Here is a 15,438-nt window from a genome sequence, read left to right on the forward strand (position 1 = left end):
ATCTTGAGGCAGACTAATCGATAGGAAGAGGTACGCGAGCCGCTCCATGCGGAGCGGCTGCGCTATCGTGACGCGAATTCATCTTCGCGAAAGTAATAGGAATAAATACAAAACTCTTTGCTCATCTATAAGATCAAACAAAAGTACCATTCCCGGCCGCGATACGTATCAGCTAACTAGCTGTAACGGTCTTGTCTTCCCTCTCAACAACACCAGACTTGNAAGTACCATTCCCGGCCGCGATACGTATCAGCTAACTAGCTGTAACGGTCTTGTCTTCCCTCTCAACAACACCAGACTTGGTAGGGTCGATATACGACCGATCTATGGAGCCAGACCGTTTCGAGGTAGATAGGCGACAGCTTCTGAAAGCCACCGGTGTTGGAGCTTCAGGGCTGTTGCTCGCCGGATGTAGCGCTCAGCAAGGCCAATCCAATGGCAGCAACAACGGTTCCGGCGGAAGCGGATCCGGGGGGAGCGGTTCCGCGGTGATGAAATTGCCGACCGACAACAACTACAACGACCTGAATCTCAATCCCTACAACGGCAACCCCGAGAACGGCATCGGTTCGGGAAGTCTCTTCTACGAACCGTTGATAACGTATCACGAAGGTCTCCAAAAGCGCGTCGGGATGTTCGTAAAGGACTGGAACCTCGACGGCAAAACCTTCACCATCAAATTCCGCAACGGCTACACATGGGCCGACGGCACTCCCCTAACTTCGAAGGACATTCGGATTCAGGCGGAACTCGAATCGTTCGTCTTCGAACGCGACACGTTCAATTCGTACAAGACGCCGGACAAACACACCCTCGAACTCGAAGTCGATTCGACAAATCCGAAGATCGTACTCTCCAAACTCCCCGGCGTCGCGAACGTGAAGGCCGACATCTTCGAGAAGTACCTAAAGAAGTTTAAGAATGCGAAGAACGATTCGGCGAGGAGCAAACTCCGGACGAAACTGCTACAGGACGTGAAGATCACCGAGCCGTATTCGAGCGGACCGTGGAAAATTACGAAGATATCGAGCCAGCGCGTCGTCGGCAAACTCCGCAAGGATCACCCCCGAGCGAAGAACATCAATATCGACCAGATCCAATCACAGTCGTTCTCGGATCAAGCCAGCGTGGCACAGGCCGCCATCTCCGGAAATATCGACGAGACCGGCGGACAGTTACCCCAGACTACGATCAAACAGTTGACCGACGGCCCGTGGAACTGGATCAAGATTCCGGTCCCCGTCGGCGGGATGAACGCGTTCAGCCCGGAAAGTACCTTCTTCGGTGTCAAGGACGACAAGAACGAGTACAAAGTCGGACATCGAAAGGAGCGACAGGCCATCGCACATCTCCTCGACCTCGATAAGATATCCAAACTGGGTGGCAAGCCGGTCGGCGAGCCGACGTGGCAGACCGCAATGTCGCCCAAGGCGACTAGCCAGTACCTCACCGACGAAATACGAAAGAACATGATCGACTACGGCCGGAAGGCCAACGAGAAAAAGGCCACTCAACTCATGAAGGAGGCGGGATACGAGAAAAACAACGGGACGTGGGCCAAGGGCGGACAGTCCGTCGACCTCCAGTACAAATACCCCTCGGGGTGGCAAGAGAGCAAGATCTGGAACGCCACGACCCAAATGCTCAACGACTTCGGCATCCAGACTACGAAAAGCGGTATCGAAACCACCACGTTCTTCAGTCGGACGGTTCCGAATCAGGACTTCGACACCGGCTTCGTCGGTATCTGGCTCGCGACGCCCGATGGCTACCCCTACTACGGCTTTTACAACAACCTCGGTTCGCTGACGCCGGCGAGAACCGACTACAACAACCAGACCCCGAAGATCAAAGCTCCCCCGCTCAACAAGCCGAACGCCAGCCCGAAGCCGTTCGACTTCGACGAGAAAACCAATAAACTCGGGCGGACGAGCGACAAAGCCGAGGCCAAACGGCTCATTCAGGAGATCGCGTGGGCGTCCAACTGGTGGATGCCGTTCGTCCAAATATTCCAGAAACAGAACTACGTCTTCGTCAACACGAGCGATTTCGACTTAACGGTTCCCAAAGACAGCAAGAAGCTCCAAGTCGGGGACTTCCTCGGCTACGTCACGCGCGAGGGCTACCTAAAGGCTAAATAATCGAACGAACACCAATACTGGTTCAGTCATACTCATCATGAAATGGTATCTCAAGCGGACGTTACAGGCGCTACTAACCGTCGTCATCGTGATCAACGCCGCGTTCTTCTTGATACAGCTCCTGCCGGGCGGACCGAAGGATTACATCATCGCACAGCTGTATCAGGGCGGGGCGTCGGACCTATCGAGGGGCGAGATCGCCCAGCTCGCACAGACGTACGTCAACGTCAACGTCAACCAACCGATCTACTTGCAGTGGGTGGATTACATGAGTTCGGTGTTCCTCCACGGCGACTTCGGCCGGTCGGTGATCTACAACCAGCCGGTCTCACAGCTCCTCGTTGATGCCCTACCGTGGACGATCTTCTACGCCTCGATCGGGATCGTCCTGACGTTCGTGATCGGCATTACGCTCGGGTCGTTCATGGCCTACCGGGAGGGAAGCTGGCTCGACACGGGGAGCACCATCTACGCGATACTCAGCGGCTCGATCCCGTACTACGTCGCCGCGTTGTTGTTCTTGTTCTTCCTCGGCTATCAGTTGCAGTGGTTCCCGACCCGGGGTCGATACGCCGACACGACGGTCCCCGGACTCAACCTTCCGTTCCTCGTCTCGGCACTTCGCCACGCGGCGCTCCCGATCATCTCGACGACCGTCACGGGATTCGGCGGGTGGGCGCTCGGAATGCGGGGAAACAGCATTCAGGAACTCGGGAAGGACTACCTTCGGGTCGCGCGCCTGCGGGGGCTGTACCCGCGTCGGATCGCGACGCTGTACGTCGGACGAAACGCCATTTTGCCCCTGTATACCGGATTTCTGATCGGCATCAGCGGTATCTTCGGCGGGTCGGTGATCCTAGAACAGATCTTCACCTACCGTGGCGTCGGGTTGATCCTGTTCAAGGGGATTCAAGCGCGCGATTACCCGCTCATGATGGGCGGGATCATCATGCTCACCACGATCACGATCATCATGATCTACATCGCCGACCTCAGCTACGGTCGGCTTGACCCCCGCGTGAGCGATGAAGGTACGCGCGAGAGCTACGGTTCCAGAAACTTCCTCCGGAACAACCCGATCAAGCGGTTGGTCAGTTCCGCCGAGTCGAACCGGCGATCCGAGGCGGACCACCAGAGCGTCGAGGAATACATGGATCAGTTCGGGGCGTACATCGATCACGAGTACTCCGGCGAGTCGGCCTCGCTTACTGACCGGGCCCGAAACACCACCGAGGAGTACGTCGCGACGCCGATCCGGATCCTGTTGAGCGACTGGCGTGCTCGCCTCGGTTCCAGCATCATGGTCGCCTTTTTGTTCCTCGGATTGGTGGGCCCATCCCTCGTTCCCGCACCGAAAGGGTCGGTCGATGACATCTACGTGGCTCCGTTTACGAACCCGCAATACCCGCTCGGAACGACGGGCAGCGGCGAGGGTATCTTCGCGCTCGTCACCCACGCGACGCCGGAGATCCTGAAGATGGTGGTCGCGGGGGCGTTCTTCGCGATGATCGTGGGCTCGATCGTCGGTATTCTCTCGGGGTATGTCGGTGGTTTGACTGATAGGGTGCTGATGATCGTCACCGATACGATGATGACGATTCCGGGGCTTCCATTGGTCATCCTGTTGTCCTTCTTTATCGACCTGAGCAACTCGTATCTCATCGGGATCGTCCTCGCGATCAACAACTGGACCGGGCTCGCGCGGGCGCTCCGTTCGCAGGTGTTGTCGCTGCGCGAGGAATCCTACGTCGAGTCCTCCCGGATCATCGGGGTGTCGTCGGTTGGCATTGGCGTGACCGACATCGTTCCGAACGTGATCCCCTACATCGCGATCAACTTCGCGTCGGCGGCGCGCGGCATCATCTTCGAGTCGGTCGCCCTGTTCTATCTTGGAATTATCGCCACGGGCCAGCCAAACTGGGGCGTCACGATCAATCAGGCGGTTAGTGAAGGCTCACTGTATAGTCTCACGTCGCTCCCGTGGCTCCTTTTCCCGATGGGTGCGTTGATCCTGTTTTCCCTTTCGACGATCCTCCTCGCACAAGGGGGCGATAGGGTGTTCAACCCGCGCGTTCGCACCCGTCACAGCGAGCATCATACCGAAAGTGACGAAGCCGAGGCCCCCTCACAGCCAAGCATGGCGGATTGAGGGCCACACCGGCGACACGAACCGATTTCGACCCATCCGATGACACATGGAAGTCACGTTATGACGACGATCGACGCACACACGCATGCATGGGGCGAGAACAGCGAGACCCGTCCATGGGTCGGCGACGACCTCCCGCCGGATTGGTCGGGTGCGTACACCCACGAGGGACTCATTGATTCGATGGACGCGGCGGATGTCGACGAGGCGGTAGTCGTGACGCCGCCGCTGTACGGGCGCGGTCCCGCCGCGAACGAATACACGTTCGCGAGCATCGCGGCTCATCCGGATCGGTTGTGGGGCGTCGGAACGATGGATTTCTTCGCGGCGGATGCCGTCGATCGATTACGACGACTGGTCGGTCGTGACCGAATCCTCGGCGTACGGATGCATGCGGCGTTGCGCTACGATCCGGTTCCGTCCGCAATGGATCGAACAACGGGGTGGATCCTCGATGACCGTCTGAGGCCGATATGGGAGACGGCGAGCGAACTCGGGACCACCGTGTTCGTCTTCCCGAAAGCCCAGCAACTGTGTATGATCGAGACGATCCTGAAGGGACATCCGGGGATCACCGTAGTTATCGATCATATGGCATGGCCCGATGGAACCACTGCCCCGGACGAACCGCCGTGGACCCGTCTGCGTGCCCTCGCGGCCCACCCGAACGTGTACATGAAGCTGAGTTCGCTCCCTCGCTCGTCGGCGGAAGGATGGCCGTACTCGGACCTTCATCCCTACGTCCGGCGTCTCGTCGAGTGGTTCGGTTCCGATCGCCTCATGATAGGTTCGGACTATCCGTGGATGGATCGATGGGCGGGCTATGGGGAGTGTGTTTCGTGGCTCGACGAGTGCGATGGTCTCTCGACGGGCGATCGCGCGTGGATCCGGCATCAGACGTTTCGAGGGCTGTTCGGCTAGTCCGGAACTCGTGCGCTATTCGAGATTGCCGCCACCGCTGATGCGGAGGACGGTTCCGGTGACGTATTCGGCTTTGTCACTCGCGAGAAACAGTACGCCGTCGGCGATATCTTCGGGGTGGCCCAACCGACCCAGCGGCCGAGCGCCGCCCCATTCATCGAGTACCTCAGCAGTTGTCGCCCGTCGTTCGCGCGCCTCGATTTCGGCCTCGTAACGGAGCTGTCGGCTCTCCGTGACGTCCGTCGAGACGGCGTTGACGCGGATGCCGTGCGGCGCGAGGTCGTTCGCCAACCGCCACGTCAGCCCGTTGACCGTGGTTTTCGAGACACCGTAGAGGCCACGGTCGCCGGCGCGTCGATCGCCGGTCTGGCTCGAATGGTTCACGATACAGCCCTCTATCCCTTCGTCGATCATGTGGCGGGCGACGAGTTTCGTGGCGTGGAACTGTGCACGGGCATTGACTGCCATCGTGCGATCCCAGTCGTCGAGGCTCGCCTCGACCATCGAGTTCTCCTCCGGCCATCTCGCGGCGTTGTTCACCAACAGCGTGAGCGAGCCGAAGGCATCGATCGCGGTTTCGATGGCCGACCGTAACTCGTCGGGGTCGCCGACGTCGGCCGCGACCCCGATCACCGTTCCCTCTCCACGGGCGTCGAGTGCTTCCGCGGTTGTCTCGACGTCCCCGGACGAACGGGCGTTGACGGCAACATCCGCCCCCGCCACAGCGAGCGCCGTCGCGATGCCGCGACCGATCCCGTCCGTCGATCCCGTGACGAACGCCGTCTCCCCGCCGAAATCGTAACTCGTTTTTCCCGTCATCCACCCACCTTCGTTGGTATGTGGCCTTAACCCTCCGGATACAATGGTCGCTCCCGGGGAGTCCGTCGAGCGATTATACTGTCGACCGGAAACCCAGTGACCACGGTGCCCGTGGATCGATCATCGGTACCGGGCCCTCCTTCGGAGAACTTTACGTACTACTGACCGACAATATCGTTGATGCGAATGCTTAATTACGAACGATACGAAGGGACGGAGAGCGACCAATGAGTCAGCAAGATCGGAGCAGCATACGGAGCGATGAACATGCCGCCAGAGACACCGTGATCGAGAGCAACGGAGTGTCGGTGAAGTTCGGTATGGGTCGGGGAACTTCGACGGTACTCGACAATGCGTCGCTTGACATCTACTCCGGCGAAATTCTCGGCGTCGTCGGCGAGTCCGGAAGCGGGAAATCAATGTTTGCATCCGCACTCTTGGATGCGGTGGTCGAACCCGGTGTCGTCTCGGGGGATATCACGTACCACAACGAAAATGGCGACGACATCGATATTCTCGGGTTGAGCGACGAAGAACTCCGACGGCTCCGCTGGGAGGATATTTCGATGGTATTTCAGGGAGCGATGTCCTCGTTCAACCCGACGATGCGGATCCGTGGCCACTTCAAAGAAACGTTGAAGGCACACGATTACGACGTAGCGGAAGGGATGGAACGCGCCGAGCAGTTGCTCAGGGATCTTTATCTCGATCCGGAGCGCGTCCTTGCATCGTATCCGCACGAACTAAGTGGCGGAATGAGCCAGCGCGCCCTGATCGCGCTCTCGTTGATCCTCGAACCGAACCTGTTGGTGATGGACGAGCCGACGGCAGCCCTCGATCTCCTTATGCAGCGGACGATCCTCCAGCTGTTGGAGGACATCCAGGAACGCTACGACCTCACTATCGTGTTCATCACGCACGACCTGCCGCTCGTGGCAAGTCTCGCCGACCGACTTGCCGTGATGTATGCGTTTCATTTCGTCGAGAAGGGGCCAACCGAGCGAATCATTGAATCGCCGAAACATCCTTACACGCGGGCATTACTCCGGTCTGTTCCAAACCTCGATATGTCACTGTCACAGATGCAACCCGTCGAGGGTTCTTCACCCGATCCGGTGAACCCGCCAGCGGGGTGTTCATATCATCCCCGGTGTCCGCTGGCCGATAAGACATGTCAGACACAGGACCCAGCCTTCCAATCGGTCGGCGAAAATCACACTGCAGCGTGCCATCATTGGGAGGACAGCGCCGAAACGATCCCATTGTCGTTCGAAGACGAGGGCGACACCCAATCCTCGTCAACGACTGGTGTCGGTCGTGGGTCGGCGGACGCGGTGGTATCCCTGACCGACGTGGACGTCGAGTTCGAACAGCAAGGCGGGTTGTTGAGCATGTTCGACGATCCGGAGGTCGTCCGTGCTGTCGACGACGTCAGTTTGGATATTTACGAGAACGACGTGGTATCGTTGGTCGGCGAATCAGGATGTGGGAAGACCACCCTCGGAAAGACCTCGATCGGGGTTAGACGTCCCACAGATGGAAGTGTGGCGTATCGGGGACAGGATATCTGGAATGCTCGTGATTTCTCGGAGGAGATATCGATCCCCTACGAGACGATCAGACAGCAACTCCAGATCATCCATCAGGATCCGGGGTCGTCGCTGAATCCGAACCGAACAGTCAAATCGAGTCTGGTGAAACCACTCGATCAGTACCAGCCGGACCTCACCGACGAGGACCGTGAGGCGTTAATCTTTGGAATGCTTAAACACGTCGGGATGACGCCGCCTGACGACTATGCCGATCGATATCCTCACCAGCTCTCGGGCGGCGAGAAACAACGGGTGTCGCTCGTCCGCGCGCTGTTGATGAATCCGGACCTCGTGCTCGCTGACGAGGCGGTCTCGGCGCTTGATGTTTCCTTGCGAGTGGAGATGATGGACCTGATGTTAGAACTTCAACAGCAGGTCGGAACCTCCTATCTGTTCATCAGTCACAACATTGCGAACGCGAGATATCTCTCCGAGTACGCGGACGGCCGAATCGGGGTGATGTATATGGGCGAGGTCGTGGAGATAGCCCCCGCGAAGGAACTCCTCGATGACCCACAACACCCATATACCAAAGCCTTGATGTGGGCAACCCCGGACATCAACGCGGAGGACGAGGAAAGCGAGGCCCCGATCCGAGACGTCGACATCCCCGACCCAATAGACCCACCGTCCGGCTGTAAGTTCCACACTCGGTGTCCGAAAGCGAGGGAAACCTGCGTTCACAACGCACCGAGTATCGAGGACGATGGTCCCGGCGACCACGGAACCGCCTGCTTCAGAGCCTACGACCACGACCACCCCTACTGGGAGAGCGACCCGATTGAGGAAGACGGACCCACTCACGGAGAAACAAACAATTAAATTTCTGTTATTTATTGCACTATCTATAAATTGCGTGATTTGTATAAATCGCCACAACTGATATAATCAACGGTTTAAAAGAATGTTGAATACACTCAAGAAATTCGAGCGAGGACTCATCGGTCTGTTTGGAATTGCGGTTGCTTTTCTTGTACTATCCATAGGATTATTTTTTGCTGTGAGATCTGGAACTGCCACATACGCCATCAATCAGCTCAACATGATAATTCTGAGTATATTCGTTATCGTCGATGGAACGCTGATACTGGCATGTCGACATTCCGAAGAAGATTGATCGAAGGAGCTCCGCGATTGAGTTACACTGGGTGCAAAACGGACGAACGATCCTGACCACGAGAACGAGTGATTCCGGATGGGGCGATCTCACATTATATCACGGGATGTGGCCAACCCGTTTAGATCGGGCTCGCGTCGACGATTACCGGGAGGTGATCCGAGGGAAATCGACCACGTGCGTCGAGGTCGCTACCCGTTGCGTGTTGTATGACTTCCCAATCGGACGTTACGAACATATGGTCGATCGTTCGGTCGGGGACGAGCGTCTGGAAGTCAGTTCGGGTCGTCTCCGGCCCGTGATGGGCGTGTATAGAGAGCGTGCGGGTGTCGAAGAAATGCGGTAGCGTGTCTGCATCTGTCAGGAGTCGATACGGAGTGCTCGCCGTGGTACTGTTGAAATCGCCAGTGAGCAAGAGCCGTCGGTCGCTGGCGATGGAATGGAGTCGTTCGCCGAGAAGTCGTGTTGCCTTCTCTCGTGCTTTCGTTCCCTCGTTATCGAGATGTGTGTTCGCGTGGAGGATCATTGTACCGCTCTCGGTGTCCCTCAATGTGGCCAAAGTCGCGATCCGCGGATATGCTCCATCCCATCCGACACTGCCTTGACGATCCGGGTTTTCGGAGAGCCAGAACGTTTGAACGTTGTCCAGATCGAACCGTTCCCGGCGAAATCCGATGGGACAGAACTCACCCCGCTTCTGTCCGTCCACTCGACCGGAGCCAACCCACTCGTATTCCGGCAATTCGTCTCGAAGATACCTGAGTTGGTCGTAGCACACCTCCTGACAACCGAGAAGGTCCGGACGGTGGAATCGAATCGTACTCGCGACCGCGACACGGCGATTCCGCCATCCGTATTCACTCCTGTCGTCGCTTCGTGTCTTGATGTTGTATGTCATCAGCCGCATGGAATGGATCATTTGGTGCCGTGTAGTTAAGAGCGAGCGGATCGAACGATCGCTCCCTCACGCCATTCTACAACTTGCTCGGTGGTAGGATATACTGACGGCCAAAAATTCACGTAGCTTCAGTTATTAGTGGCGATATGGCGGCCCTCGAAACCGTTTCTGCTGAAGACCTCCGCCAAGTCCTGGCGGAGGTCGATGAGGCTGATGCCGCACAGCGTCTGATGGCGGCGATCACGTTCAAGGAACTCGACGATCTAACCCAAGGAGAAGCCGCCGCACTCTATGGGTTTCCAGTACTTGGGCCTCAAAATGGTTCAACCGTCTCGAACGGCTCAACGACGAACCGTTTGAGGACGTCATCTATGATGAGCCACGATCTGGTCGACCGTCAAAACTCAGCAAGTCAGAACATCAGCGGTTCGTGGATGACCTCCATGAACCGCCTGAAGAAGCCGGTCTCGACGCACGTGCGTGGACGATTCTGCTCGCCCAGCACTATCTCGATCAAGAATTCGACGTGGAATACTCCGATCGTCATATCCGATGACTGATGACCGAGGCCGGGCTGTCACGATAGACAGCCCGGCCGCAATACGTCAACGCCGACGAGCGCGCCCAGAAAGCGTTCCGTGAAGGCTTCAAAAAAGCTCGCTGATCTGGACGACGAATACACGGTCGTAGCGATCGACCATACTCGGCAGGAATTAGCGAATCTCGTCTATGCGTGATTTGCTGAAGGAGAGCGCCCGAAATTGCCGACATCGGGCATGTGGACGAATCTGAAATTGCTGGGCGGGATCACCGATGAGGGCGAGACGTTCTACCCTCCGTGCGAGGATAATTTTACGAGTTGTCTCACGGTTCGGTTGCTGGATGCATTCCAGACTGAGTTCGGCGAGAAACTCTGCGTCGTGCTGGGCAACGCGCCTTATTTTGCGGCGAACAGAGTCCACGAATTCGTCGATGACGCGCCTCTCGAACTGTGTTACCTCTTGCGGGGTTCGCCGGAGCTGAACCCCGCCGAAGAGTGCTAGCATCAACCCAGCCAACATCTCGGCAATCAGCTCTTTGAGGAACTCGACGAACTTCACGACGCTGCTCTCGCCTCACTTGCTTCGATTGAACCGCCAAATCTCTCCTCGTATTTGTCTCCGTGAGTATATGGACAATTGCGATATTGTCGGACGGAACGTTCGACGATGTCCGACCGGATATCAATCTGCTGTCCAGCGATCACCGCCATTTGGGATTCGCGTATTCCTGTCCGGCAGTATTGCGACCGTTTGGACCGAATATGCTATCCTCCGGCCCGTTATCGATTCAAAACACATTTTTTGATTCAGTTTTTCAGGAGCGCATCGAGTCGCGGTGCGAGACGTTCGCCCATCGCAATCATTGCGTTGTCCGCCGGATGGATCAGATCCGCCGAGAGGCCATCGATGGTTGCCAATACATCCGGGCCCCTAATTAGATGGACGTTGTCGTATGCACACTCCGTTACGACCTCGCGAAGCGCTTGCCGGAACGATTCATTCCGTTCGTCTGTTCCGGTGCTCTCACGGACATCACGAGCATTAGTGTAGATCGTGATACAGGCGACCGGTTTGTCTGGATTCGCAGAGGCGATGGTGCCAATCATGTTCGCGACGCGCTCGCGAAATTCATAAACTGAGAACGTCTCGATCATATTGGAGGAGAGCGCAAGCGTCACCACATCCCAATCGTCGCGTTCGGCGATGTGGTCGGCCATCGCCACGTCGCAGTATGCGGTCCCACATGAGCCGAGATTAATGCAATCCGCGTCAAGCCGGGTTGCGGTCTGGTTCACATACGTGAGGTGTTCTACAGATGCACACTCGCCTTCGGTGATCGAAGTCCCATAGGCGAGGTAGCGTCGGTCCGGGAGGTCGTCGGGTATCGGGGCGTCGAAGTCGCCCTCGATATTATGGAAGTACATATGCCCACCGCGGTGTTCGCCCGGAAGGCAGACGCGACATAGCCGAGGTGCGAATCGATGTTCTCCGCTTACCTCAGATCGGAGATCGGCTATCTGTTCTGGCATCGTGAGTTTGATCGCCGTCGGTTCCGTACCGATTTCGTGAGTCTCGCGTGACTGAATCGACCCCCAAAAGATCCGCGCTGTGCTCGAATCCACGCCGTGACACGGCTCCACCGAGAGTGTAAGTTCGACGGGTTCGTTCGGAACGAAACGTACTTCGACGCCAGCAGGGTGACACATCCGCTCTGCACATCCTTCGTTCAATCTCGTTCGGATTGTCTCGGGGACACGCTGAAGGCGGTAGCCGTCGCGTTTGTCAGTTGTCCTCGCTTCTTCAACGTTATGAAACTGTATACGGTCGTCGATCACGGTGGTTTTACTTGCGTACAGCACCAACAAATATGTTCTGAGCCCATCCGTTCTAGGCTAATCCTGTTGTGACCGAGACGAATTGGTCAGGAATCTGCTTTTCCAATCGGGGAATGCAATCGGTCGCTGGGTCAGAGCCCGTTGAGGAGCGCTCACCGGCGTGAGCGCTCCGAAATTCTCGACAAACGCGAATGCTGTAGCTAAGGAGTCCCGCGAATCCACCCCGATCACGCCGGATTACGCGAGGTCAGCGTCGAACGGTTCGTACTGCACCTCGTCAAGCAACGGGATGCGGTGAATGTTCGGGTCTAGCGCATCGTTCATCAGTGATTCGACCAACTTCGGCGGTTCGTAGCCGAGTCGCTCGGCGACTCGGCGGAGAATCCGGTCACTGTGCCGTCCGAACGCTCGTGCCCATCGTTCTCGAGGCAGGAGCGACGACGCCTCCACGTCGTCGCTCTCCTCGTCCTGCTGTGCTTCGATGATCTCGATGAAAAGTTCTCGGAGCGTGCGGCTCACTACGAGCGAAAGCAGCCCGATCAGGATCAACGCCTCCACAACCTCTGGCTTTCCCGAGTTGATCTCGTCGAGTCCGTACGTGGTCTTGAGCTCCCGAAAGAGAAGCTCCACCTCCCAGCGCGCCTGATAGAGCTTCGCGATATCAGGCGCGCGATAGTCCTCAGCGGGCAGATTCGTGATGTAGAGGTGGTATCGATCTTCCTCGTCGTTCCAGACGCCGACGACACGGAACGTTTCGACGGCACGGCTGCGCGTACCGTTGTAGATGCGTCGCTTGAACTCGACTTCACCGTCGACGTCGATGACGTCGCGGTGAAGATCGTCAAGGATGTCCTGTACCTGCTTGCCTTCGAGAGAAATGGCGTCGCCACGCCATTTCCTGAGTTCAGCCGTGATCTCCGGATTTGCGTTGGGTTTGAGTCGTGTGAGGAACCAGCCGCCGTTGGCGTCGATCAGATCCATCGTCCGGTAATCGAAGTAGGCCTGGTCGAACAGCAGCAACGCGTTCTCCACCCAAGGACCAGTAGAGAGTTGCGTGAATTCATGCGTGCGCGCGTCAGTGATGCTGAATTCAGCCGGGAGACCGCTACTGATGGCTTCGACCACGTGGAGCTTCGCTCCAGCGTGGTCGTCGCCATAGCCGGGAAACGTCTCGAACAGCGACTGGTACAGCGTGATGACGGTCGCATCCGCGATGAAGACCTCGCGGAACTGCTTGAAGCGGCCCTGAAGACGGTCATTCTCGTGTTCGAGGTCCTCAAGAGCACGCTTGAGGACCTCTCGAAGGAATTCACAGAGAGCAGGCATGAACCACTCGTGGAAGGACGAATAGCTGAGTGATCCGCCAAAGGTTTCGATGTACTCCTGACGGAACTCTTCGAGGGTTCTGTAGTTGCCGGAGAGAAATCCGATAGCAAGTGACCAGAACAGGGCGTCAGCCTTCAGTTTCCCGCCGTCACGTTGGATTAGCCCGGTTGCGCGAGCAAGCTCGCGCAGCCGGTTGTTCGGAAACGTCTTCACCAACCGTTCCTCTATCACCGAATCCGGTGGTAGTTGCATTCCCTTTCCACCGGCTTCTCAGAGCGCTAACGGCTGGCGTTCTTCGGCTATCTCGGAGTTAGCCTAGAACGGATGGTTCTGAGCCCACTTTCGATGATACATGTTCGTCATCGTTGCAACCGGACGTCAGAAACCACGGGAAGCGTCCCGTGGAATTTCTCACACGGCCACGTTTCGAATCGTCTCCTCAGTTGGCGAGCTACGGCGATGGCGACGAACCCCGTTCTCCGTTCGACCTTGACACAGAACGGTCGCGTCGTCGCTCGGGATCGGCGTGTGTGACGGGCGTATTCGCGAAGATGACCCGAGTCCAACTCGCTGAACGTCGTGGACTCTCCTCGTGACTGGAAAGGAAGCCGACGAATCGATCGAGCTCTCGGCCCGCGTCCTGGCGGTAGTTGCCGCTCGCGCCACCCTGACCTTTGCCTTTGTCCGTCAGGAAGTCCTCGGTGACTGTATCAATCGACACCACGCTACGTGCCTCCGCTGCGTTCGCTAGCTCGATTACTGTTCTCGGGGCGGGTAACCGTGGTTCTGGGCCGTGACATTGTGTTCGCTGTGGGGGAGGGCGGGGNTGCCTCCGCTGCGTTCGCTAGCTCGATTACTGTTCTCGGGGCGGGTAACCGTGGTTCTGGGCCGTGACATTGTGTTCGCTGTGGGGGAGGGCGGGGTGGTGGATAAATCTACGTGTCCTTAATGGACTAAGCACGAGTAAACGGTAAAATCGCTAATTCCGCCGATTACAGCCATCTCAGAGCTATAGAAGTGTATATTCGGTGCTGTAAACTGCATGGCGATATAGATTTTTCGCGGCGGATGAGAATCCCAGAGATTCGGAGGATGGATTGCTACAAACCACCTATTTGCTAACAAGTTCACTCTTCAGGGTATGGTGAGTCGGGCAGCGAAACAGATATTCGTCGGCTCACGGCCGTTTGAACGGAATTTGGAGGGAAGTACCATCGAGCTACGGGTGGCCGAAAAAGGGGTGTTTTTTATATATTCGGGGAGGGTGGCCGAGAAGGAACGATTATGACCGGCACAACCGCACTCTACTGTCGCGTCTCGACTACCGATCAGAGTCTTACCCGACAGCGCCAGCTCACCGGCGAATACGCCACTGACCGCCTCGGCGTTGAGCCCGCTGATATCGAGGTATTCGTCGACAAACAATCAGGGACCAGCACCGACCGCGACGGCTACCGCAAACTCATGAAAGCAGTCGAGAGCGATAACGTCGAGCGCGTCATCGCCTCCGAGGTGTCGCGAATCTCGCGTTCGGTCCGGGATTTCTCCGCCACTGTCGAGCGGATCGTCGATGAGTGTGGCGTTGGCCTCCACGTCCTCGACATGGGCATTGACCTTGATCCTGAGAAGAGCGATCCCTACACCCGTGCGTTTCTCACTGTGGCGGCGACGTTCGCCGAGCTTGAAGCCGAGATCAAACGCCAGAACACCCGTGAGGGCATCGCGGCCCAGCGAAGCATGGGTAAGTGGCATGGTCGCCCACCGTTCGGTTTCGACATCGGTTCCGAGGGCTATCTCAGCCCGAACGACGACTTCGAGACGGCGATTATCCTCCTCGACGAACTCGATAAGGGAGCGAGTCAGCGTGCGCTCGCCCGCTCGACTGGCGTCTCACGCTCAACAATTCAGGAAATCGCCGCGAACCGCGAGCGATACGCTGGTGAGCGAACTGACGAAAGCTACTTTGATAGCGAGTTTAATCATGGCGACTAACGGTGAAGATATGCGCTTTTTCGGATACGAGCTGATGTCGGCTAGGTAGCTGCTCAATGCACGGATCGAGCATTCTTTTCAGCTCTGTATAGACTGTTGTGAACGG

At 57.2% G+C, this 15,438-nt stretch carries 9 protein-coding genes and 2 pseudogenes; 6 read left to right on the forward strand and 5 right to left on the reverse strand.

What is annotated here, in order from left to right; all coding sequences use genetic code 11:
• Positions 1-299: 299 nt before the first annotated feature.
• Genes C448_RS05585 through C448_RS05595 form a run of 3 tightly spaced genes read left to right on the forward strand, consistent with a single transcriptional unit; the run spans position 300 to position 5,211 of the window.
• Positions 300-2,141 (forward strand): ABC transporter substrate-binding protein, encoded by a 1,842-nt coding sequence (locus C448_RS05585; protein ID WP_152415525.1) that lies wholly within the window; start codon positions 300-302, stop codon positions 2,139-2,141.
• A gap of 37 nt (positions 2,142-2,178) precedes the next feature.
• Complete coding sequence (locus C448_RS16120) at positions 2,179-4,290, forward strand: ABC transporter permease subunit (protein ID WP_004052574.1); 2,112 nt, start codon at positions 2,179-2,181, stop codon at positions 4,288-4,290.
• 60 nt (positions 4,291-4,350) lie between these two features.
• On the forward strand, positions 4,351-5,211 hold the full coding sequence (locus C448_RS05595) for an amidohydrolase family protein (RefSeq protein WP_004052576.1): 861 nt from the start codon (positions 4,351-4,353) through the stop codon (positions 5,209-5,211).
• A 15-nt stretch (positions 5,212-5,226) separates the two neighbouring features.
• On the opposite strand, the gene C448_RS05600 is transcribed toward C448_RS05595, so the two are convergent.
• Complete coding sequence (locus C448_RS05600) at positions 5,227-6,030, reverse strand: SDR family NAD(P)-dependent oxidoreductase (RefSeq protein WP_004052578.1); 804 nt, start codon at positions 6,028-6,030, stop codon at positions 5,227-5,229.
• Between the two features lie 227 nt (positions 6,031-6,257).
• Here C448_RS05600 and C448_RS05605 point away from each other — a divergent pair, with 227 nt between their 5' ends.
• Positions 6,258-8,444: a dipeptide ABC transporter ATP-binding protein gene (locus C448_RS05605; protein WP_004052580.1), complete on the forward strand. Its 2,187-nt coding sequence runs from the start codon at positions 6,258-6,260 to the stop codon at positions 8,442-8,444.
• Positions 8,445-8,860: 416 nt separating this feature from the next.
• On the opposite strand, the gene C448_RS15415 is transcribed toward C448_RS05605, so the two are convergent.
• Positions 8,861-9,658 carry an endonuclease/exonuclease/phosphatase family protein gene (locus tag C448_RS15415; RefSeq protein ID WP_080503162.1) on the reverse strand — a complete coding sequence of 266 codons (798 nt, stop codon included), beginning with the start codon at positions 9,656-9,658 and terminating at the stop codon, positions 8,861-8,863.
• Between the two features lie 125 nt (positions 9,659-9,783).
• Here C448_RS15415 and C448_RS15420 point away from each other — a divergent pair.
• Positions 9,784-10,803: pseudogene (locus C448_RS15420) on the forward strand (IS630 family transposase).
• A gap of 182 nt (positions 10,804-10,985) precedes the next feature.
• Here the strand turns inward: C448_RS15420 and C448_RS17040 are convergent.
• The 3 genes and pseudogenes from C448_RS17040 to C448_RS16695 all read right to left on the reverse strand — a co-directional run.
• Positions 10,986-12,014, reverse strand: coding sequence for an SGNH/GDSL hydrolase family protein (locus C448_RS17040; RefSeq protein WP_049916091.1), 1,029 nt, complete (start codon positions 12,012-12,014; stop codon positions 10,986-10,988).
• A 237-nt stretch (positions 12,015-12,251) separates the two neighbouring features.
• A complete protein-coding gene (locus C448_RS05625; protein ID WP_239640528.1) occupies positions 12,252-13,592 on the reverse strand; it encodes an IS4 family transposase in 1,341 nt (446 codons plus the stop codon).
• A 269-nt stretch (positions 13,593-13,861) separates the two neighbouring features.
• Positions 13,862-14,064, reverse strand: a pseudogene (locus C448_RS16695) (integrase); the annotation flags it as partial.
• Positions 14,065-14,624: 560 nt separating this feature from the next.
• On the opposite strand from C448_RS16695, the gene C448_RS05630 reads away from it, so the two are divergent.
• Positions 14,625-15,332, forward strand: a complete 708-nt coding sequence (locus C448_RS05630; RefSeq protein ID WP_004052591.1) for a recombinase family protein — start codon at positions 14,625-14,627, stop codon at positions 15,330-15,332.
• Positions 15,333-15,438: the final 106 nt, after the last annotated feature.

Source organism: Halococcus morrhuae DSM 1307, from assembly GCF_000336695.1.
In the GTDB taxonomy this organism is placed as follows: Archaea; Halobacteriota; Halobacteria; order Halobacteriales; family Halococcaceae; genus Halococcus; species Halococcus morrhuae.

Coding starts and splice junctions, on each gene's coding strand:
- C448_RS05630 (WP_004052591.1), top strand. CDS start 14,625: ATGACCGGCACAACCGCACTCTACTGTCGCGTCTCGACTACCGATCAG.
- C448_RS16120 (WP_004052574.1), top strand. CDS start 2,179: ATGAAATGGTATCTCAAGCGGACGTTACAGGCGCTACTAACCGTCGTC.
- C448_RS05605 (WP_004052580.1), top strand. CDS start 6,258: ATGAGTCAGCAAGATCGGAGCAGCATACGGAGCGATGAACATGCCGCC.
- C448_RS05600 (WP_004052578.1), bottom strand. CDS start 6,030: ATGACGGGAAAAACGAGTTACGATTTCGGCGGGGAGACGGCGTTCGTC.
- C448_RS05625 (WP_239640528.1), bottom strand. CDS start 13,592: ATGCAACTACCACCGGATTCGGTGATAGAGGAACGGTTGGTGAAGACG.
- C448_RS15415 (WP_080503162.1), bottom strand. CDS start 9,658: ATGATCCATTCCATGCGGCTGATGACATACAACATCAAGACACGAAGC.
- C448_RS05595 (WP_004052576.1), top strand. CDS start 4,351: ATGACGACGATCGACGCACACACGCATGCATGGGGCGAGAACAGCGAG.